20 protein-coding genes are annotated in these 21,184 nt (G+C 56.6%); 6 read left to right on the top strand and 14 right to left on the bottom strand.

Translation table 11 applies throughout. The annotated features are described in order from the left end of the window. Positions 1 to 9: 9 nt before the first annotated feature. From ACR0IV_RS08105 to ACR0IV_RS08065, 9 genes are all read right to left on the bottom strand, one after another. The gene (locus tag ACR0IV_RS08105) at positions 10 to 552 is read right to left on the bottom strand and encodes a tetratricopeptide repeat protein (protein ID WP_480469147.1); all 543 of its coding nucleotides are present in this window, start codon (positions 550 to 552) and stop codon (positions 10 to 12) included. 73 nt (positions 553 to 625) lie between these two features. Next, positions 626 to 1,600, bottom strand: a complete 975-nt coding sequence (locus ACR0IV_RS08100) for a type II secretion system F family protein (protein ID WP_480469148.1) — start codon at positions 1,598 to 1,600, stop codon at positions 626 to 628. A 10-nt stretch (positions 1,601 to 1,610) separates the two neighbouring features. Continuing rightward, positions 1,611 to 2,579: a type II secretion system F family protein gene (locus ACR0IV_RS08095; RefSeq protein ID WP_480469149.1), complete on the bottom strand. Its 969-nt coding sequence runs from the start codon at positions 2,577 to 2,579 to the stop codon at positions 1,611 to 1,613. A gap of 12 nt (positions 2,580 to 2,591) precedes the next feature. Then, complete coding sequence (locus tag ACR0IV_RS08090; protein WP_480657097.1) at positions 2,592 to 4,040, bottom strand: TadA family conjugal transfer-associated ATPase; 1,449 nt, start codon at positions 4,038 to 4,040, stop codon at positions 2,592 to 2,594. A gap of 18 nt (positions 4,041 to 4,058) precedes the next feature. Next, positions 4,059 to 5,294 carry a CpaE/TadZ family protein gene (locus tag ACR0IV_RS08085; protein WP_480469151.1) on the bottom strand — a complete coding sequence of 412 codons (1,236 nt, stop codon included), beginning with the start codon at positions 5,292 to 5,294 and terminating at the stop codon, positions 4,059 to 4,061. Between the two features lie 201 nt (positions 5,295 to 5,495). Beyond that, complete coding sequence (locus ACR0IV_RS08080) at positions 5,496 to 6,119, bottom strand: OmpA family protein (RefSeq protein WP_480469152.1); 624 nt, start codon at positions 6,117 to 6,119, stop codon at positions 5,496 to 5,498. An 18-nt stretch (positions 6,120 to 6,137) separates the two neighbouring features. Beyond that, the gene (locus ACR0IV_RS08075) at positions 6,138 to 7,544 is read right to left on the bottom strand and encodes a type II and III secretion system protein family protein (RefSeq protein ID WP_480469153.1); all 1,407 of its coding nucleotides are present in this window, start codon (positions 7,542 to 7,544) and stop codon (positions 6,138 to 6,140) included. A gap of 194 nt (positions 7,545 to 7,738) precedes the next feature. Then, positions 7,739 to 8,620, bottom strand: coding sequence for a Flp pilus assembly protein CpaB (gene cpaB / locus ACR0IV_RS08070; protein WP_480657098.1), 882 nt, complete (start codon positions 8,618 to 8,620; stop codon positions 7,739 to 7,741). 262 nt (positions 8,621 to 8,882) lie between these two features. Further along, positions 8,883 to 9,122: a Flp family type IVb pilin gene (locus tag ACR0IV_RS08065; protein ID WP_480657099.1), complete on the bottom strand. Its 240-nt coding sequence runs from the start codon at positions 9,120 to 9,122 to the stop codon at positions 8,883 to 8,885. A 351-nt stretch (positions 9,123 to 9,473) separates the two neighbouring features. Here ACR0IV_RS08065 and ACR0IV_RS08060 point away from each other — a divergent pair, with 351 nt between their 5' ends. Then, on the top strand, positions 9,474 to 10,352 hold the full coding sequence (locus ACR0IV_RS08060) for a lytic transglycosylase domain-containing protein (protein WP_480657100.1): 879 nt from the start codon (positions 9,474 to 9,476) through the stop codon (positions 10,350 to 10,352). Positions 10,353 to 10,398: 46 nt separating this feature from the next. Here ACR0IV_RS08060 and ACR0IV_RS08055 read toward each other — a convergent pair whose 3' ends face one another. The 5 genes from ACR0IV_RS08055 to tldD form a co-directional block, all read right to left on the bottom strand. Further along, positions 10,399 to 11,025 (bottom strand): 3-oxoacid CoA-transferase subunit B, encoded by a 627-nt coding sequence (locus tag ACR0IV_RS08055; protein WP_480657101.1) that lies wholly within the window; start codon positions 11,023 to 11,025, stop codon positions 10,399 to 10,401. Beyond that, on the bottom strand, positions 11,025 to 11,729 hold the full coding sequence (locus tag ACR0IV_RS08050; RefSeq protein ID WP_480469158.1) for a CoA transferase subunit A: 705 nt from the start codon (positions 11,727 to 11,729) through the stop codon (positions 11,025 to 11,027). Before ACR0IV_RS08050 ends, ACR0IV_RS08055 begins: the two co-directional genes overlap by 1 nt. Before the next feature lie 92 nt (positions 11,730 to 11,821). Next, entirely contained in the window at positions 11,822 to 14,449 is a 2,628-nt protein-coding gene (gene topA / locus ACR0IV_RS08045; RefSeq protein WP_480657102.1) for a type I DNA topoisomerase, read from the bottom strand. 121 nt (positions 14,450 to 14,570) lie between these two features. Further along, complete coding sequence (gene dprA, locus ACR0IV_RS08040; protein WP_480657103.1) at positions 14,571 to 15,755, bottom strand: DNA-processing protein DprA; 1,185 nt, start codon at positions 15,753 to 15,755, stop codon at positions 14,571 to 14,573. Between the two features lie 240 nt (positions 15,756 to 15,995). Beyond that, on the bottom strand, positions 15,996 to 17,417 hold the full coding sequence (gene tldD / locus ACR0IV_RS08035; protein ID WP_480657104.1) for a metalloprotease TldD: 1,422 nt from the start codon (positions 17,415 to 17,417) through the stop codon (positions 15,996 to 15,998). Between the two features lie 176 nt (positions 17,418 to 17,593). On the opposite strand from tldD, the gene coxB reads away from it, so the two are divergent. From coxB to ACR0IV_RS08010, 5 genes are all read left to right on the top strand, one after another. After that, positions 17,594 to 18,505 carry a cytochrome c oxidase subunit II gene (gene coxB, locus ACR0IV_RS08030; RefSeq protein ID WP_170589221.1) on the top strand — a complete coding sequence of 304 codons (912 nt, stop codon included), beginning with the start codon at positions 17,594 to 17,596 and terminating at the stop codon, positions 18,503 to 18,505. A gap of 74 nt (positions 18,506 to 18,579) precedes the next feature. After that, entirely contained in the window at positions 18,580 to 19,536 is a 957-nt protein-coding gene (gene cyoE / locus ACR0IV_RS08025) for a heme o synthase (protein WP_480657105.1), read from the top strand. Then, complete coding sequence (locus tag ACR0IV_RS08020) at positions 19,533 to 19,694, top strand: hypothetical protein (protein WP_480469164.1); 162 nt, start codon at positions 19,533 to 19,535, stop codon at positions 19,692 to 19,694. The genes cyoE and ACR0IV_RS08020 overlap by 4 nt, the downstream gene beginning before the upstream one ends. After that, entirely contained in the window at positions 19,694 to 20,269 is a 576-nt protein-coding gene (locus ACR0IV_RS08015; protein ID WP_480657106.1) for a cytochrome c oxidase assembly protein, read from the top strand. The genes ACR0IV_RS08020 and ACR0IV_RS08015 overlap by 1 nt, the downstream gene beginning before the upstream one ends. 22 nt (positions 20,270 to 20,291) lie before the next feature. Beyond that, a complete protein-coding gene (locus ACR0IV_RS08010; protein ID WP_480469166.1) occupies positions 20,292 to 21,107 on the top strand; it encodes a cytochrome c oxidase subunit 3 in 816 nt (271 codons plus the stop codon). The last annotated feature ends 77 nt before the right edge of the window (positions 21,108 to 21,184 follow it).

Here is a 21,184-nt window from a genome sequence, read left to right as displayed (position 1 = left end):
TGCGTCCTTTTACTGCTCTGCCTCTGTTGCCGGGTTTCTGCGCAGAACGAATTCTCCGTTACCGCGCTGCTCCAGCTCAAATTCTTGTTCTTGAGGGGTATTATTAACAGGATTTTCCATTTTTGCGAGTGCTAACCGCAAATTGTCACGGATTGCGTCACTTTCGCCATTGTCCAGCGCAAAGGCCTTGCGGAACACCTGCGAGGCCTCGGCATATTGCCCGGTCTCCATCAAGAAAACGCCCAGATTGTTCCAGGCGACAGGCCAGTCCGGATCATCTTCGACCGCACGGCGCAGCAGGGGTTCTGCTTGCCCAATCCGGCGCAGTCCCAGATTGGCAGTTCCGAGTGAGGTCAGGATTTCCGGGGTCATGCCTTGCTGAAGGGCAGCACGTGTGAACGATTCCAGCGCCAGTTCATACTCACCCGCTGCCATCAACCGATTGCCGATCGCAACCTCATCTACCGCTGGACCATCGGGATCAACCCCCGGCGCAAACGGGCCATTGGCAGAGGGCGTTTCAGTGCAAGAAGCCACCATGGCAAGAACCATGGTGGCCAATATCGTTTTGCGAAGGCTCCGATCAGAGCGCCGATTGCCTTGCTTGATCGGGAATTGTTCTACCCTAGTTCCCAAAGTCCGCGATACCTTTTGCCGAAGGGCCAACAAGGATCACCAATAGCGGAGGAACGGTCAAAGTCATAGTTGCGAGTGTCATTTTGGTAGGCAATTTGTTGGCGGCCTCTTCTGCGCGCATCACGCGCTTGTCGCGCATTTCATCGGCATAAACCCTGAGCGCATCGGCGATTGGAGTACCAAATGAGGCAGATTGGATCATGACTGTGACAAACGCGCTCACGTCCTGGACACCACATCGTGTCGCGAAATCGCGCAGGACGACGTCTTTCTCTTTACCAGCTTTCATCTCGTGAGCGACAACCTCGAACTCGTCCGCAATGTCGGGGTATGAAGCTTTCATTTCTGCAGCGACCCTGACGATCGCCTGATCCAGCGATTGCCCAGCTTCGACGCAGACAAGCATCAAATCGAGTGTATCTGGAAACCCTGCGGTGATGGCCTCCTGACGTTCAGCGACGCGCCGGGTGATCCAGTATTTTGGGATAAAGTAGCCGATTGCACCCGGGACAAGCACGCGGATGGCCATATCTTGAGTTGTCAGTTCTTCTCCATTCGAGAAGACGGTCACGAATAAAACACCCAGGATTACTCCGATAATTCCAAGAGCAAATTGAGCAAAGTGATAGAAGCGGACTGCGTCTTTCGATTGATACCCGGCCTGGCGGAGCTTGAGTTGAACCGCTGAATATTCCTCTTTGTTTTGCGGTTCGAGGAAATTTGCGAATTTCTCAAGCTGTTCATTACGCCCTGCCGCCCTCAACCGGTCCTTTTTGTTTTTCTTGGTCTTTTTGGGAGCTGCCGTCGATCGCTGCAGCTTTTTTAGCGGATCTTCCGGCTGATTCAGTATTAGCGGGATCGTGACCAGTATCATGAACAGCCCTAGGACACCGGCGACGATCAAAGGCCCGAATTCGCCAAGATTTTCTGTGAGCATATCGTTTATTTGGGTCAGAAATTCCATTGATATGTCCTCAGACTTTGATGTTCGTGAGAATGCGCATGACGATCAGGTTCAGCGTCAGCATGATACCGACAAAGAAACAGGCCGGTATGAAAAGTGAGTGGTCAATTACGTTGTCGTAATAGCCGGGGTCTTTGACCATAATAAAGACAAGACAGAACACGGGAAACCCCGACAGGAATTTGCCCGACCATTGCGCTTCTGCAGTGATCGCCTTGACGCGTCGGAATAGGCGGAACCGGGCGCGGATGACTTTAGCCAAACCCGCGAGAATTTCGGCAAGATTACCACCGGACTGCTGTTGAATCGAAACAGCAACCGCCAGAAAACGTAAATCCTGCATGTCCAGACGCTCCGCCAGATCCTTGAGCGCTTCGCCGACATCCCGGCCATAAGCACATTCATCCGATATGACACCGAACTCGGTCGCAAGTGGGTCTTCTACCTCGTTGGCAACGATCTGCACGGAAGACACAAACGGGTTACCGACACGAAGTGATCGCACCATCAGTTCAACGGCGTCGGGCAACTGCTCTTCAATCAGCGCCATACGCTTCTTTGCCTTATTGTTTACCCACGCATAGACAGCGCCAACCCCGATCGCGATAGAGATGGCGACGCGAAGTGATGTCTCAGTGGCCGTACCTATGCTCAGCCCCAGAAAGGCAAGGACTGAGACCAGAACCATAATCAAGATCAACTGCTTGGGCGAAAAGGCAATTGCAGCTTTTTGGGCCTTATCAGCAAGCAGAGAATACAGAGGTATCGTCTGCGACTTCATATGCTGCTGCATTTCTTTGCGCAGCTGCTCGAGAACCTGATCCCGCGCAATACCTTTGTCGATCATGTCCAGGCGTCTGTTGACGCGGCTGTTCAGGCTGATCGACTTACCAAAGGCAACCAGATAGATGCCCTCGACCAGGGCCAGAACCCCGACGAAGATACCGATATAGATAAGAGCCTCAACGGGCAGTTGCATTTCTCCGGTCTCCTACATCGTGGTTGGGTCGTAGATCGACGGTGGCAGGTCAAAGCCCCACAGACGGAAGCGTTCGGAATAGTGGCTGCGCACGCCGGTGGCTGTGAAATGGCCGATGATCTTGTTGTCAGGTGTCAGTCCAACCCTTTGAAACCTAAAGATTTCTTGCATCGAAATCACATCACCTTCCATCCCGGTAATCTCGGTGATCGAAGTCATACGACGTGAACCATCCTGCAGACGGCTGGCCTGTACGATCAGGTTCACAGCCGATGAGATCTGGCTGCGGACCGCCTTGATCGGCATCTCGATGCCTGCCATTGCGATCATGTTTTCCAGACGAGAGATGCCGTCCCGGGCCGAGTTGGCGTGGATCGTGGTCATCGAGCCGTCGTGACCGGTGTTCATGGCCTGCAGCATGTCAATCACCTCGGCACCACGCGTCTCGCCCACAATGATGCGGTCAGGGCGCATACGCAGGGCGTTCTTCAGACAGTCGCGTGGACTGACCTCGCCTTTGCCTTCCACGTTGGGCGGACGGCTTTCCATCCGGCCCACATGGGTCTGCTGCAGCTGAAGTTCCGCCGTATCCTCGATGGTCAGAATGCGTTCAGCGTCATCAATGAAGCTGGACAGGGCGTTCAGTGTTGTTGTTTTACCCGAACCTGTACCGCCCGAAACGATGATGTTCAGTCGAGTCGACACTGCGGCTTGAAGATAAGCGGCCATTTCTTCGGTAAACGCGCCGAAATTGACCAGATCGTCGATGCCCAGTTTGTCTTTTTTGAACTTACGAATGGAAACCAGAGAACCATCCACCGCGATCGGCGGCACCATAGCGTTGAAACGCGATCCGTCAGCAAGGCGGGCGTCGACATAAGGGTTCGATTCATCGACGCGACGACCCACGGCGGAGACGATCTTGTCGATGATCCGCATCAGATGCTTTTCATCTTTGAAGGTGATGTCGCTGATTTCCAGCTTACCCGCACGTTCCACAAAGATCTGCTGCGGTCCGTTCACCAGAATATCGTTGACCGTGTCATCCTGCAGCAACGTCTCAAGCGGGCCGAGGCCCGTGACCTCGTCGTACAGTTCCTTGTTGAGTTGGCTGCGATCTTCTCGGTTCAGAACGATGTTGCGCGCTTCCAGAACTTCGCTTGCGATTGCGCTGATCTCGGTGCGTAGCTCGGCCTCACTGGCCTTTTCGAGGGCTGCGAGATTGAGATTTTCAAGCAGTTCGCGGTGCAGTTCCAGCTTGATCTCGCCCAACCGTTCTTTGCGTTTGCGCTCTTTGTCGTTACTTACAACCTCGGCTGCTTTCTTCTGCACCGGTTTGCGGGCGACGGCCGTTGCAGTAGGGGGTGCAGCAGGCGCAGCGGGCGCGGCCGCGGGGGCAGCGGCGGGCGCTTTGGCTTCAACCGGCTGAGCCGAGGGCTGTTTCTTGTATCTTGAAAACACGGGCAGCTCCCCTTCGTGTTATGCGGCTTCGGCGTCGCTGCTGCCGAGGCTATGGAGCGATTGAGCCAGTTTGGCGATTTCCCGACGGAGCGGGTTCTTGGCTGCTGAACTGGCCAGCGGCAGGCCATGATCACCGGCTTGCATGACCGATTTGCCGCCATCGGGCAAAAGCAAGTCGATCGAAATGCCCAGGCTTTCACCCATGCGCTTGACCCGGCTCTTGCCGTTCAGATCGGTGAATTTAGGCGCCCGGTTCATTGCAAAGCGCAGTTTATTGAAAGGCAGCTCTTCGGCTTGCAGCGCGCGTTTCAGGCGCAGCGCATTCTGGGCCGAGCGCATATCCAATTCGATCAGGGCGAAATAGACATGCGCCGCATTCAGGATCGTCTCGGACCACTGAACAAGCGTTTTGGGCATGTCGACCACCACATAGTCGAAATGCGCGCGCGCGGTATCGATCACGCGCTGAATATCTTCCGGAGTGATGATGTCGAGCGGGATCATGTCCGAAGGGGCGGTCAATACCTGCAGCTTATCCTCAAAATTCTGCAGTGCCTGACCAAAGGATTCTTCGTCCATCGAGTCGGTATCCGATAGCATTTCGAAAACCGCTTCGTGGCGTGGCAGGTCCAGGTAGGTGGAAACCGTGCCGTATTGCAGATCCAGATCGATCAGACAAACCTTGGGCGCTTCCTTGGCCGAAACGGTTGCCAATTCCCAGGCGAGGTTTACAGCCATAGTTGTCGACCCAACGCCTCCGGCAAGCCCTTGAACCACAAACAGTGCACCTTCCTTTGATGCGCCACTGGCAAGAGGTGCAGCGGCGGGCTGAGGTGCAACAACCGGATCAGGTTTGTTCATCCGGTCGATTGCTTCCTGCAATTCATTCTCTGGAAGGGGGTAGGGCACGAATTCGTCGGCGCCTTTGCGCAGCAATTGATGCAGCGAGGCCGGCGTGACATCTTCTGCGATCAGGACAACCTTGATGCCTTTTTCTTTGGCCCGCACGATGATCTCGCCCATCAGCGTCAGATTGTCTTCGTCATCACCGTCCAGTGCCAGTGCCACGAATTGCAGCGATTGAGCTTCCGGTTGACTGAAAAACGCAAGCGCTTCTGCAAATCCAAGATCGCCCCAGCGCTCACCCAGCGCGGCTTCCATATCTTCGATCAAAAGATCGAAGTTCTGAACATCCCGGCTTATGGTGCAAGCCAGAATGGCGGTATTTTCGTCTTGCGGCGTCGCGCTCGTCATTAACACAATCCTCGTCGAGAGGGCTGAGCAAACCGATTGAACGCGTGGAAGGTCAGTTCTGGTTTGCTGTCGCCCGGTGCGGTCAATTTTGGCCGCAGGTCACCCAATTGTTCACAACGTCGCTTGGAAGTTGGGCAAGAATTGGGCGCAAAAGAACCAATTGTAGGGAAATGGGCGACAATGCCGCCCATGACTTGAGTATTATTCGCTGCCGCTGGTGTCGCCGTCGCGCTGAATATAGCTCAGTGGAGTGGCGCTCGCGATGTATTCTCGATAGATCACGCGGGCATATTTTCCGTCCAGCAGGTTCGGATGACGATCCACAAACCCGGATACCTCGGTTACAGTGCGACGGTTGCGTCGGTCGCGATCTGGTGTCGCCACAAGTGGTCTGGATTTTCCAAAGGAAACAACTGCTTCAAGCCTTGAGCGTGAAATCCCTTGTTGTGTCAGGAAAGCGACGGCGGCGTTCGCACGCCGCTGCCCCAAACGCTTGTTGTACGAGTCAGATCCAACCGCATCCGTATGACCATAAACGCGGAAGCGCGCCTCGGGGAATTGCTTAATCCAAGCCGCTTGCTGCAGTAGGATTCGCTGCGCCGAGACATCAAGCTTTGCACTATCAAACGCAAAGTTGATCTGTGTTGGAACTTCAGCTGCGAACCGTTGTGCCAGAATCTGGCTATACGTCAGTTCGCCATTCATGACCTGGATGTTGTTCAAGGTCGCATTGCCGAAGGTGCCAGCATCGATCTCATATCCGGCTTCGCGTGTACAACCTGCGACAGCAACCGAAAGAGCCAGTGTAATGATCCACTTATCCATTGGTTCTATCCTCTCCTATCAATCCAGGACGTAGCCATAAGACTGACCGAAATCCTGCTTGGCTACTTCGGACGCGGCACCGTTTCCAGCACGTTCTGTTCGGGCGACCTTGCCGTTTACAAAGAGATCAAACTCGCTCGGTGGTTTTACCCGGTCAGTTGGCAGAGCCAGAGCTTCGCCACGCGTTGGTGATACCAGATGTGCGGTGACAATGATGATGAGTTCGCTTTGTTCGCGTTGATACTGAGCGCTGCGGAACAGGGCACCTAAAACCGGTACATCACCCAGCCAAGGTACTTGGTTACTCAGATCGGCGAAATCATCCTGGATTAAACCCGCGATTGCAAAGCTCTCACCATCGCGAAGCTCGACAGTAGTCTTGGTTTGACGCACGATGAAGCTTGGAACGTTGTCCCCGTTGATGGTGAAGTTAGAGTTCGGGTCGATACTCGAAACTGTTGCCCCCATCTCGAGATTGATCAGATTACCGTCGACCACACGAGGCACGAACAGAACCTGCACGCCGAATTGGCGATATTCGATAGCGACGACCCCATCATCTTGCGGTACAGGGATCGGAACCTCGCCACCTGCTAGGAATTCGGCTTCCTGACCTGACAGGGCTGACAGATTCGGTTCAGCAAGGCTTCGGGCCAACCCTTTGGATTCAAGCGCTTCCAACAGCAGACGAACCTGAGTGGAGCCCGCCCCGAAACCAAAGAGGATGGCGCCGGTATTGGTTTGCACCAGCGGAATGTTGTTGCTCAAAGCGTTGGTCAGCGAACCCTGGTTGTTCAAGGTATTGAAACCAGCAGTTACGTCGCCGCCGCCAAAGCCCAGCGAAGCAGACAGGTTCTTCGCGACCGAGCGATTCATTTCTGCAAAGCGCACCTTCAACATGACCTGCTGCACGCCGCCAACATTCATCAGATTTGATACACGTTCAGGCGCGTAGCGTTCGGCCAGCTCAAGAGCGCGTGCAAGACGAGCGCTGCTGGAGACTGTGCCCGACAGGACGATGCCGTCATTGGCCGTGCGCACTTCGATCTGCTCATTTGGCAGGATCTGGCGCAGCCTTTCTTTGAACTCAGTGACATCCGGTGCAACCCGTACCCGTACATTGGTCAGAAGGTTGCCCGCTCCGTCGAACAGGGTCAGCGTGGTCATGCCTGGGGCGCGACCTAATACATAGATTGTCCGATCCGACAGCGTCGAAACGTCCGCGATTCCCGCATTTGCGATGCTGATCTCAGCAAACGGTTCTTCGCTCTCCACAACGATTGCGCGGTTGACCGGGACGTCCAGCGATTCTGCCGTCCCTTTCTTGACCACGCGAAGATTTTGGGCCCAAGCGGCATCGCCGATTGAGCTCACTACAAGCGTCAACCCCAGCAGGGTTGCGCTGATCCAGGAACGTATTGTCATGTGACCTGCCTCTCCGATCACCACTCGATTTTATGGGTCTTATGCCCTCTATCCGGAAACCCTGCGCGAAAACCGGATTTATTGCAATAATCAATGGTTTCTGGAATTTTCTTTATGTGGACAATGCGCAACATCACAACGAAATAGGCCGCGCGTAATGCGCGGCCTTTGGTCCGTAACAGACTGAATTGACGTTAGTTTGTGCAAGGGATTGGGGTTTCGACGATTTCGTTCCCACGTCGAGTTCGGACGGTGCAGACTTGTTTCTTGGGTGCCTGCGGCGCCGGGGCTGCTTCTTTGATTCCAAGCAGTTTTCGTTGATCGACTTCGATAGCGCTCGCAACCGCTTCATCCTGCGCTCCAACCAGAGCCAATGATAGCCGTCCAGTGTTTTGGGCTTGCGCGAGCGCAGCAATTTGTTCAGGTGTCGCTGCAACAGTGACCGTACGTGCAATCGTCGCACCGGTTATGTCCGATCCAGCGATTTGATCGACCGCGATCAACTGGATCTTGCTTTGAATTAAGCGCGTGATTTCCCCCTGAGCGCCTTCAACCGCGCCACGCAACGAGCCTGTCCAATAGACATCAATGTTATCTCCAGGGCGCAGAAAGCCCGATACGCCGGAGGCGACGTCAACACTGATGGCGAACGCGCGCATTCCTTTTTCAAGTTGCGACGTAAGGCCTGCGGCTTCACCGGGCCTAGTAACTTTCACCTTCATGAGTGCTTCATCTTTTTCCATCGCTCTGAGAACGAAGCGTTCGCTGTCATCGGTCTCAGGAAAAAGCACGGCTATGTCAGTGAAGCTGCCTTCAGGCACTGCTGATTCAGGCCATTGAACCATACGGACATCATCTTGCGACAGAGGTTCGCCATATCTTAGCTTACGATTCGATACGACTACGCCGATCGTTGGGACAACGCCCTCTTTGGCGCTGGCCAGCGCCTCTTGCGCGGCAAGCCGCTCGCGGGCAAGTGCACTCTGATGCTCAGTTATATAGCCCCGCGCCATATAAACTGCGCCGCCTGCCAGGACGACGCCGATGATTAAGACAAGACCAAACATAGCTCGCATATTATTACCTCACGTTCATCGTCGCGCGGATGAGTATTCAAAGCGGATGGGATGTTTTGATTGTACCCCAACGTGTTCGCGATCAACGCTAGCTTTGAATTGTGTCGAAATAAGGGACAATAAGAACAAATTCATTGTCGTATTGAGGTCGTATACCAATCGCCCCAGCTGTTTGCCGCTAAGAAAGAATAGAAAAGAGCCACATCAGATCTCTCTGATATGGCTCCAAGATTTGGCTTAGCACTAGCCGTGCTTCGATATCTTAGCTGCCGCTGTCAGAGCTGTCAGCGCTTGTCGCTCCGGTAACGCCACCAGCCGATGTGGTGCTTACAGTTGCGCCGGTCATCGCTGCTTCCACATTGTCAGCCATGCCCGAAGCACCGCCTGAGATGCCGCTGTATGCAACAGCTGCCAGGCCCACAACAGCTGCGGTCAGAACGACCCAGTCTACAGTTACGGCGCCGTCTTCGTCTTTGCGGAAGTTCTTGATGAACTTGATCATGTTACGTCCCTCCTAAAGGATCAAAAAGTAATTAACCTCGGCGTCTTCCAGAGCTTTCTCTCTCAGTCCGCTCCCGATCGTCTCGGCATGGATATATGTTTGACCCTTGTGCGTGGCAGGAATTGGGCCAATCGCGATTTTTTTCACTCAAAGCTTAACTTTTTGATGAGAAATATTGTAACATACGGAAAATAAACGAAAAAAAATAACTCCTTTTTACTTCCACCCGCCACGAGCGATGCAAAATAGCGGCAAATGAGGCGAAATTGCCCCAATTCGCGTTGTTTTTCTGGTGTAATGAGCTGTTCTCAGGTTCAAACTGTTCCAAAAGATAAAAATCGAGGCAGGCAAATGTATTTCCGGGACGCACTTATATGCGCCGGCGCGGTCGCGTTGCTAATAGGTGGCGCAGCGCAGGTCTTTGCGACTGAGCAAGAACCGCGCGGTGTTTACAAGCGGCTCTCAGCCCCCAAGCCGGGAGCGCGCGTGCGAGTCACCATCCAAATCACACCAGAACAGCATGCGACTGCTCCTTCGGCCCCCAGCACCGGGGCTTTGCTTGAGGTGCCAGACGATGTGACGCCAGCAAAGGTGCCCGCCTCGACGCCACCCAAGATTGCCGGGGCTGGGACCGGGATCGCTAAGCCTGTTGGATCCTACAAGGCGTTCTGGAATCGGGTGTCGCCCGAACTGGCGCAGGCAAATGCAGGGCGGTTGCGTGAGGCTGTGCAGGCGCTGACCGCTACGGGTGTTGCTGCGCCACGCCTGCAGACATTGCAGGAAATCGTCAATCAGCGGGGTGTTGATATTCTGCGGTCCACTGTGGGCACCAATGTGTCACCCGCGCTGGTGCTGGCCGTGATCTCGGTGGAATCGGCAGGAAAGACTGAGGCCGTGAGCTCTGCGGGGGCACAGGGTCTGATGCAGCTGATGCCGGCGACGGCCGAGCGCTTTGGGGTAAAAGACAGTTTCAAGCCCGAACAGAATATCGAGGGCGGCGTACGGTATCTGCATTGGTTGATGGAAGAGTTTGGGCAGGATCCGATTCTGGTCCTGGCTGGCTATAACGCGGGTGAGGGAGCCGTGCATAAGCACAGCGGAGTGCCGCCTTACGCCGAAACGCGGGATTATGTGCCAAAGGTCCTTGCGGCGTTTCAGGTTGCCAGCGCCTTATGTACGACGACACCACAATTTGTCTCGGACCCCTGCGTCTTTCAGACCACCAACTAAAAAAGGCCCGCATAGCAGCGGGCCTTCTGATTCATAGACGGGGCACTCAACCGACAATCGTCGCCTGAGTGGCTGCGCGCATATCGTCTTCGCTGACACCATCGGCCAGCTCTACGATCTTAAGCCCGCCTTCGACAACATCCAGCACGCCAAGATTGGTGATGATGCGATCAACGACGCCCTGGCCAGTCAGTGGCAGAGTGCACTCTTTCAGCACTTTTGAATCGCCGTGCTTGTTGGTGTGATCCATGACCACGATCACGCGGCCCACACCGGCCACCAGATCCATCGCGCCGCCCATGCCTTTGACCAACTTGCCGGGAATCATCCAGTTCGCCAGATCGCCTTTCTCGTCCACTTCCATCGCACCCAGAATCGCAGCGGCGATTTTACCGCCTCGGATCATGGCAAACGAAGTCGCGCTATCGAAATAGGACGTGCGAGACAGTTCGGTGATTGTCTGTTTCCCTGCGTTGATCAGGTCCGCGTCTTCCTCGCCTTCGAACGGGAAGGGGCCCATGCCCAGCATGCCGTTCTCGGATTGCAGCGTAATATCCTTGTCACCCACATAGTTCGCCACCAGCGTCGGAATCCCGATGCCGAGGTTTACATACATGCCATCTTCCAGCTCTTCTGCCGCGCGTGCGGCCATCTGATTGCGATCCCAGGGCATTATGCGTCCTCCTTCTTGCGGGTGGTGCGCTGTTCGATGCGCTTTTCGTGGCTGCCTTGAATGATGCGATGCACATAGATGCCGGGCAGGTGGATCGAATCCGGTTCAAGTGAGCCGCGCGGGACGATCTCTTCGACCTCAGCCACACAGATTTTACCGCAGGTCGCGGCGGGCACGTTGAAGTTACGAGCGGTCTTGCGGAACACGAGGTTCCCGGTGTCATCGGCTTTCCACGCCTTCACGATGGCGAGGTCGGCGAAGATGCCTTCCTCCATGATATAGGTCTCGCCGTTGAATTCCTTGTGCTCTTTACCCTCCGCAATCACCGTGCCTACACCTGTCTTGGTGTAGAACCCGGGGATGCCAGCACCACCGGCGCGCATCCGCTCGGCCAGTGTGCCTTGTGGGTTGAATTCCAGCTCAAGTTCACCGCTCAGGTATTGGCGCATAAACTCGGCGTTTTCCCCGACATATGAGCTGATCATCTTCTTGACCTGCTTGGTCTGCAGCAGGATGCCGATACCGAAATCATCAACACCTGCGTTGTTCGAGGCAAAGGTCAGATCCTTGGCACCCGAGGCCTTGATCGCCTCAAGCAGCATCTCTGGGATACCGCACAGCCCAAAGCCGCCCGCCGCGATGAGCATGCCGTCCGAGATCACCCCATCGAGCGCCTCATCGGCATTGTCATAGATTTTCTTCATGGAAAACTCCCCCAATGACATGGTGTTGGGCCGAGTTGTGCCGTCACGTCATTGGGAAGTCAATGAAACCCGGGCGAGGGTGGTATTTCTACCTAGCCCGCCGCCTTCTTGGTGGTTTTCTTGGCCGCCGCCTTCTTTTTCGGCGCTGCCTTTTTCTTGGTACCCTTCTTGGCCGCGCGTTCATTGACCAGTTCGATAGCCATTTCCTGCGTCACATCCTCGGGCTTGATGTCTTTGGGGATGGTCGCATTGACCTTTTCCCACTTCACATAGGGCCCATAGCGCCCGTCCAGAACCTGCATTGTGCCGCCGCCGGGGTGCTCACCTAGTTCTTTCAACGGTTTTGCCGCTGCGCGCCGTCCGCGTCCCGGATTGGCGCGCTTTTCGGCCAGCAGCTCCACGGCGCGGTTCATGCCGATCTCGAACACATCATTGGGGTCTTTGAGGTTGGCATAGACCGGTTTGGCCTCGTCGGCGAGCTGATGCATCAGGTACGGGCCAAAGCGGCCAAAGTTCGACGTGATCATACCGCCTTCAGGATGTTCCCCGATCTGACGCGGCAGGCTGAGCAGCGTCAGCGCTTTCTCCAGATCCATGTCATCCTTGCTCCAGCCGCGGGGCAGGGACGCACGCGGGGGCTTCTTATTCTCGGGCGTGGGTTCGCCGCGTTGAACATAAGGCCCGAAACGACCGGATTTCAGCCAGATTTCATCGCCTGCATCCTTGCCCAGCAGCCGTTCGTCGCCTTCGTCGCCTTCGCCCGCGATGGGGCGGGTATAGGTGCATTCGGGGTAGTTGCCGCAGCCCACAAAACCACCGGTGCGAGAGGTCTTCAGGTGCAATTGACCGACGCCGCATTTCGGGCAGATGCGCGGATCAGAGCCGTCTTCGCGCGGCGGATACAGCTGCGGTGCCAGCGCCTCGTCCAGCTTGTCTAGCACCTCTGAGATGCGCAATTCCGACGTCTCGCCAATCGCCGCCGAGAAATCACGCCAGAATTTGCCCAGCAGATCCTTGTAGTCACGGTCACCCGCACTAACGTCGTCAAGTTCCTCTTCCAGATTGGCGGTGAACTCATAGCCCACATATTGCCGGAAGAAGTTCAGAAGGAAGATCGTCACGATCCGGCCCTTCTCCTCGGGGATTAGCCGGTTCTTGTCTTTGCGCACATATTCGCGGTCCTGAATCGTGGTCACGATCGAGGCATAGGTCGAGGGCCGCCCGATCCCCAGCTCTTCCATCCGTTTGACCAGAGTGGCCTCGGTATAGCGCGGAGGCGGCTGAGTGTGGTGCTGCAATGCAAGTACGGCCTCATTGTCAGACAGGATCGCGGCTTTGTCCGAGTCGCTGGTGGCCTTGGCAAACTGATCGCGCAGCGATGTTTTGGCAAAACGCGCCGGATCGCCCTGCATGATCTGTGGCAGGCGCTTGTCATCATCGTCGACAACGTCATCGCGGCCTTCTTCATAGACACGCATGAAACCATCGAACAGCACCACCTGACCGGTGGCGCGCAGCCCGACCTGACCGTCTGTGCTGGTAATCTCAACCGTCGTACGCTCCAGCCGCGCGGCGGCCATCTGGCAGGCGATGGTGCGCTTCCAGATCAGATCATAGAGCTTGCGCTGATCCTCATCGGTCACCTTCAACGCCTTGGCATCGCGCGACATATCTGTCGGGCGAATACACTCGTGCGCTTCCTGCGCGTTTTTGGCTTTGTTCTTGTAGATGCGCGGGCTGTCCGGCACGTATTCCGCACCATAACGGTCGGTGATCGCATCGCGCGTCGCAGCCACGGCCTCGGGGGCCATGTCGATGCCATCAGTCCGCATATAGGTAATGTATCCCGCCTCATAGAGACGCTGCGCCACCTGCATCGCATGGCGTGCACCCATCCCGAACTTGCGGCTAGCTTCCTGCTGTAGGGTCGAGGTCATGAACGGGGCAGAAGGGTTGCGGGCGGCAGGTTTGGCCTCGACCGACGACACACTTAGATCGCGGCTGGTGATGGCTTGGACGGCCAGTTCAGCTTGCGTTGCGTTTGTCAGATCATGCTTGTCCAGCCTTTTACCGGCCAGAGTGACCAGACGTGCCTCATAGGTCTGCCCGCGCGGTGTTTCGAACACAGCTTTAACAGACCAGTATTCAACCGGTTTGAACGCCTCGATTTCCATCTCGCGTTCGACGATCAGGCGCAGGCAAACCGACTGCACGCGCCCCGCCGAACGCGCGCCCGGCAGTTTGCGCCACAGAACGGGCGACAGGTTGAAGCCCACCAGATAGTCCAGCGCGCGACGGGCCAGATAGGCCTCGACCAGAGGCATATCGACCTCGCGCGGGTTCTGCATCGCCTCGGTCACGGCGTCCTTGGTAATTGCGTTGAACGTCACGCGGCTGACCGGCGTATCCTTCTTTATCGAGCGGCGCTTGGTAAGCGCTTCCTGCAGATGCCAGCTGATCGCTTCGCCCTCGCGGTCAGGGTCAGTTGCGAGGATCAGGGCGTTATCTTCTTTAAGAGCGTCTGCGATGGCTTTGACATGCTTTTTGCTGTCATTGCCGACCTCCCATTTCATCGAAAACTCGTGCTCAGGATCGACTGAACCATCTTTCGGCGGCAGGTCCCGCACATGGCCGTACGAGGCCAAAACCGTGTAGTCGGGGCCGAGATATTTGTTGATTGTTTTTGCTTTGGCCGGAGATTCTACAACAACTACAGGCATTTAAGTGGAAACCTCGCTCGACGAATTGGGCGCCTTCTATGGTGGTGCAAAATGTGTGGGGCAAGACAGAATTGTCAATGCGTTCCTTTTACCGCCTGAAAAGCGGCGTGATTTCAGCATGCTAGGGGGCATTTGAGCGATATGCGCGCATCAAAACATCAGCCGATTCAAAGGACGCGCCTCCGCTCGCCAGGGATAATAGCCCGCCCGGTTGGCGCTGGATCCGCCCCTCAAGCTCAAGATCAACCAGTGCAGGGCCCAGCTCTCCGGCGGTGGCGGCAATGTCGCGCAGCAACTGATCCTCGGCAATAGGTGAAGGGCCAAGGTGATCGAGGATCTGCGCATGAATTGCCTGCACAGGGTTGCGTTTGGGGGCTGCGGTTGGCGTTTCAGGTTCCGAGAAATGCGCGACCTGTGCTGGCAGGGCTTCGAGAACATCGTCGGCGGACCGCACGAGCGTTGCCCCGTCGCGAATCAATAAATTGCATCCAGCGGCTCTTGCATCAAAAGGATGACCTGGAACAGCCAGCACCTCGCGCCCCTGATCCAGAGCGTCCCGGGCGGTAATGAGGCTTCCTGACTTGGCAGCAGCCTCAACCACGATAACCGCCTGTGCCAGCCCCGATATAATGCGATTGCGGCGGGGGAAGTGGCGCGCCTGGGGCGTCATATTCATCGGCTGTTCGGACAGGCGCAGACCCTTGTGGGCGATATCATGCGCCAGATCGGTGTTCTCTGCCGGGTAAATCACATCAACGCCCCCGGCCATGACCGCTATCGTGCCGGTCTCCAGCGATGCCAGATGCGCCGCGGTATCTATGCCGCGTGCCAGCCCTGAGACGATGGTATGTCCTTTGTTGCCCAGTTCAGAGGCTAACCCCCGCGCCATGCGCGCGCCTAGAGAGGAGCAATTGCGGGCTCCCACCATGGCGATCGTAGGTTTTTGAAGAAGAGACACGTCCCCGACGGCCCATAGCAAGGGCGGAGCGTCGTTCAGATCATCCAAGGCAGCAGGAAAATCGGCGGCCCCAAGGCACAAAAGCCGCGCCTTGGCGGCTTTTGCAGCCTTGAGCTCCGCCTCGATGACGCCGGGGGGGCAGATTTCATACCCTTCTATTCCGGCAGCGCGTGCCATTTCGGGCAGTGCGGCCAGCGCGTTCTGCGCCGAGCCATGTTCGCGCAGCAGCCTGCGAAATGTCGCTGGGCCAACCTTGCGTGAGCGCAACAGGCGAAGCCACGAAAACCGGTCCTCTTCCGTGGTGGGTGGGAGTGGGGGGTGATTGGAAGAAAGCTGCTCCTCGGTCATCCGGTGCTCCGCCTGATTGCAGAACTGGTTTACGGGTTCGGGGGTTAACAGCCTGTAAATTGCGGAAAATTAGATGCGATTTGTTGAAGGAATTCGGCTGATGATCTGCATATAGCTTTGAAAATAGATGAGAAAATTCATGCGAATTTTCTTGGCCCGGTTGGCGGGCGGATTGCGCTCAGGCGATTTAGAAGGGCACCGTGTTAACGGTGCGCCCATGTATTTTTTCTTGAGGCCGACTCAGGCGGCTGACCCACCGACAGTCAGGCCATCCATCAAAACGGTTGGCTGTCCAACACCGACCGGCACCCATTGCCCGTCTTTGCCGCACGTCCCCATGCCGGGATCCAATGCCATATCATTGCCCAGGCCGCGGATACGCTTCAATGCCGAGGGCCCATCGCCAATCAACGTAGCACCTTTGACGGGTGCGCCGATCTTGCCGTTTTCGACGCGGTAGGCCTCGGTGCAGGAGAAGACGAACTTGCCGTTGGTAATATCGACCTGACCGCCGCCGAAGCCAACAGCCCAGATTCCGTCCTTGATATCGGCGACCAGCGCCGCCGGATCGGAGTCACCGCCGAGCATGATGGTATTGGTCATGCGTGGCATGGGTTTATGCGCATAACTCTGCCGCCTCCCATTCCCGGTCGGTAATACCCCCATAAGGCGGGCGTTCTGGCGGTCTTGCATGTAACCGGTCAGGATACCGTCCTCAATCAACACCGTTCGCGAGCTTGGTGTGCCTTCGTCATCCACGCTTATCGAGCCGCGCCGGTCAGCGATGGTGCCATCATCCACCACAGTGACGCCCTTTGAGGCAATCTGCTGCCCCATCAGACCAGCAAAGGCCGAGCTTCCCTTGCGATTGAAATCGCCTTCAAGCCCGTGGCCGATGGCTTCGTGCAACAGGATACCGGGCCAGCCGGGGCCAAGCGCGACCTCCATCACACCGGCGGGTGCCGGGATTGCATCCAGGTTCACCAGTGCAATCCGCAGCGCCTCGCGCGCCTTGTCCTGCCAGTCGGCGGGGTCGATCAGGCCGTCCAGCCCGACACGACCGCCACCCCCGGCCGAACCGCTCTCACGTCGTCCGTTCTGTTCGACGATGACCGAAACATTCAGGCGTGTCATCGGGCGCACATCGCGCACTAGCACACCGTCGGGGCGCAGAATTTCAACTTCTTGAACTGCGGCAGCGATGGTGGCGCTGACCTGCACCACGCGCGGGTCCAGATCGCGGGCAAAGGCGTCAACCGCACGCAGGGTCTCTATCTTGACCGGGAAATCGGCAGATTCGATGGGATCTTCATCCGTATAAAGCCGGATATTGGTTGATCGCGGAGGCTCAGCCAGCGTACCACCACCATCGCCCACCGCTAGGCGTGCCGTTTCCGCGGCGCGTTTCAGGGCAGGGATCGAAACATCTGTTGAATGAGCATATCCCGCCACTTCGCCCTGAACAGCGCGCAGACCGAAGCCTTCGGATGCGTCATAAGATGCTGTGCGCAGACGCCCGTCATCGAACACCAGAGACTCGGACTTTCGGCGTTCGACAAAAAGCTCTCCGTCTTCGGCCCCGGCTGTTGCGGACTGCAAGACAGCAAGCGCTTCGTCTTGCGGAAGAGTGCTCTCAAAAGGGCGAAATGGGGCCTGAGTCATCGGTTGTGACCTTTCGGGTTTGATCCAGATCAAAAATAGCGTCTGTTTGACGCAAGCATTTTGCTTTATCTACCCGACGGAATATGGTTTTTAACGCGGCCAAAGACAACGGGAGAGGTGCGACCGATTCACACCTTTTCGCGAGAGACGCAAAGATCAAACGATCAGGACAGAAAATGAAGAATGCTTTGATGCTTTCCGGGCTTGCTACGGCCCTCTCCAGCCTTCCCGCCATGGCTCAGGAGCTTGAGATTATTGGCAAGCCGGTTGACGGCGGCATGGGTTTCCAGCCTGCTGCCACCAGCCTTGCCGAAGGGATTCAGTCGCTGGACAACATGATTCTGGTGATCATCACCGCGATCTGTGTGTTTGTTGCGGGTCTGCTGGTTTACTGCATCGTGCGCTACAACCAGCGCGTCAATCCGAACCCCGCTCGGTTCTCGCATTACACGCCGGTTGAGATTGCATGGACTTTGGGCCCGATCCTGATTCTGGTGTTCATCGGAGCGTTCTCGCTGCCGGTCCTGTTCAAACAGCAGGAAATTCCCGAAGGCGATATCACTATCAAAGTCGTGGGGAACCAGTGGTACTGGACCTACGAATATGTCGATCATGACTTTGCCTTCGATAGCTATCTTCTGGGCCACCCGGCCACCCTGGACGAGGGCGCGCGCCCGGCGGATGCCGACGTAACACCGTTTGTCTTGGACGATGCGATGCGGGCGAAGCTGGCCGATGCGGGCTATGGCGAAGACGAATGGCTGCTGGCCACCGACACCGCCGTTGTTGTTCCGGTTGGCAAGATTATCGTGATGCAGGTCACCGCGTCCGACGTGATCCACTCGTGGACCATTCCTTCGTTCGGCGTGAAGCAGGACGGCGTACCCGGTCGTCTGGCCGAGCTGTGGTTCCAAGCGGATAAGGAAGGCGTCTATTTCGGACAGTGCTCTGAGCTGTGCGGTAAGGACCATGCCTATATGCCGATCACTGTCAAAGTGGTCAGCGAAGAGGCCTATGAACAATGGCTGCAAGGTGCGCTTGAAGAATATGCGGGCCAGCCTGCATCCTATCAAGTGGCCTCGAACTAAGCCCTTTGCGGCCTAGGTAAACACATGCGGGCTGCGCGGAATTCGCGCAGCTTTTGCCCCGAAAAGGACCGGATATGAGCGACGCAAGCTTCAATGCCAGCACCGTTTCTGCGCAGACCCGCGCGGACGAGGCCAGCTTTGGTGATTATTTCGCCCTGCTGAAGCCGCGCGTAATGTCTTTGGTCGTTTTCACGGCTTTGGTCGGATTGCTTGCAGCTCCGGTTCCTGTGCACCCGTTCGTGGGATTCTGCGCCATTCTGTTCATTGCGATCGGTGGCGGAGCGTCCGGTGCGCTGAACATGTGGTGGGATGCGGATATCGACCGCGTGATGAAGCGCACCAAAGACCGCCCCATCCCGTCCGGCAAGGTCGAAGAAGGCGAGGCGATGGCGCTGGGATTGGCTCTGTCTGGCCTGTCCGTCATCATGCTGGGTCTGGCAACCAACTGGTTCGCCGGTGCGTTTCTGGCCTTTACCATCTTCTTCTATGTCGTCGTCTACACAATGTGGCTAAAGCGCTCGACGCCGCAGAATATCGTGATCGGTGGTGCCGCAGGGGCGTTCCCGCCGGTGATCGGATGGGTCGCGGCCACAGGTTCGATGACGCTTGAGCCGTGGTTGATGTTCGCCCTGACATTCATGTGGACGCCGCCGCATTTCTGGGCCTTGGCGCTGTTTATGCGCTCGGATTATGACGACGCAGGCGTGCCGATGCTGACCGTCACGCACGGCCGCCGTGCAACGCGCTGGCACATTCTAGTCTATACCGCGCTGCTGGCGGTGCTGGCGGTGGGTACTGCGTTCTCGGATATCGGAGGCCCGATCTATCTGGTGGTCGCACTGGTTCTGAACGGCTTGTTCCTACGGGGTGCGTGGCAGATTTCCCGCCGAAACGAAGACGATTCCGAAGCCGACAATTTCAAGGTCGAGCGCAGTTTCTTCAAACTGTCGCTGCTGTACCTCTTCCTGCATTTCGGTGCGATCCTCTTTGAGGCCTTGCTGAAACCCTATGGATTGGGAGGCTGGTCATGAGCCTGCGCAAAACCCATGAACTTCACCAGCGCCGGTTCAGCCGCAATCTGGGCGTAGGCCTGACGCTGGCAGCCTTCATCGTGATCATCTTTGGTCTGACCGTCGTGAAGGTGTCGGGCACGGATTTCAACATGGCGACGCAAGAGGTGCAGAACTGATGGCGCTTTCGGGTCCTCAGAAGACTGTTGCCCAGACTGTGGGTGTTGTGGTGCTGATGGGCAGCCTCGCTTGGGCGGCAGTGCCGTTCTATGACTGGTTCTGCCGGGTTACCGGATTTGGTGGCACCACCGGCGTGGCGGAAACCGCACCCGAGGATATTCTGGATCGCACCATCACCGTGCGCTTTGACGCCTCAAAGGCCAAGGATATGGACTGGGAGTTCAAGCCGGTCGAGCGCGAAATGGAGGTGCGTATAGGTGAAACCGGTCTGGCCTTCTATGAGGCCTACAACCCCACCGATCGCCCGATTGCCGGGCAGGCGTCTTACAATGTCGCGCCCTATTCGGCGGGTGGATATTTTCAGAAAATCGCCTGTTTCTGCTTTGAAGAGCAGGTACTGCAACCCGGTGAGCGGGTTGAGATGCCGGTGACTTTCTTCGTTGACCCTGAATTGGTCGAAGATCTGGAAGCCAAGTATGTTCATACGATCACGCTGTCGTATACATTCTATGAAATTGACCTGCCCGAGGGCTATGCCGCCCTTGACGTGCAGGCTGATACAAACAAGAACTAACGCCTGTAGGTGAGGGACGCTGATGGCACACGCAAAAGACCATGATTATCACATTCTGAACCCGTCGATCTGGCCACTGGTCGGCGCGGCGGCCGGCTTTGTGATGCTGTTCGGAGCTGTTCTGTGGATGCACGGGGTGACCCCGTGGATCTTCTGGATGGGGTTGATTGGTGTTCTGTACACCATGTTTGCTTGGTGGTCCGAAGTGGTGGTCGAAAGCCGCCAGGGCGATCATACGCCGGTTGTGCGCATCGGCCTGCGCTATGGTTTCATCCTCTTCGTGATGTCCGAGGTGATGTTCTTCTTCGCCTGGTTCTGGTCGTTCTTCAAACATCGCATGTATCCGATGTACGACTATGCTGGCACCGAATACATCCAGCCGGACATCCATGCGGTCGACCCGTTCCACCTGCCGCTGATCAACACTCTGGTCCTGCTGCTGTCGGGCTGTGCGATCACATGGGCGCACCATGCGCTGGTACATAACAATGACCGCAAGGCGCTGGTGCAGGGTCTGGCGATCGGGATCGCACTGGGCATCGCCTTTACCGCGCTACAGGGGTTCGAATATTACGAACTGCTGGCTCATGAAGGCTGGAAGTTTGGTGGCGACCAGTTCTACTCGAACTTCTTCATGGCGACCGGTTTCCACGGCGCGCATGTGATCATCGGGACGATCTTCTTGTCGGTCTGCCTGATCCGGGCGCTGAAAGGTGACTTCACCCCCGAGAAACATGTCGGGTTCGAAGCCGCGGCCTGGTACTGGCACTTTGTCGACGTCGTCTGGCTGTTCCTGTTCTTCGCTGTCTACATCTGGGGTCAGGCCCCGCTGATGTAAGCCGCGTCAGGTGATCCAATTGCAAAAGCCGCCCCTTAAGGGCGGCTTTTTCTCGATTAGGGGCGCTAGATTGCGCC

It is taken from the genome of Ruegeria sp. C2 (assembly GCF_056537765.1).
The sequence above is the reverse complement of the archived record's forward strand: the minus strand, read 5'-3'. Positions and strand labels throughout refer to the sequence as shown.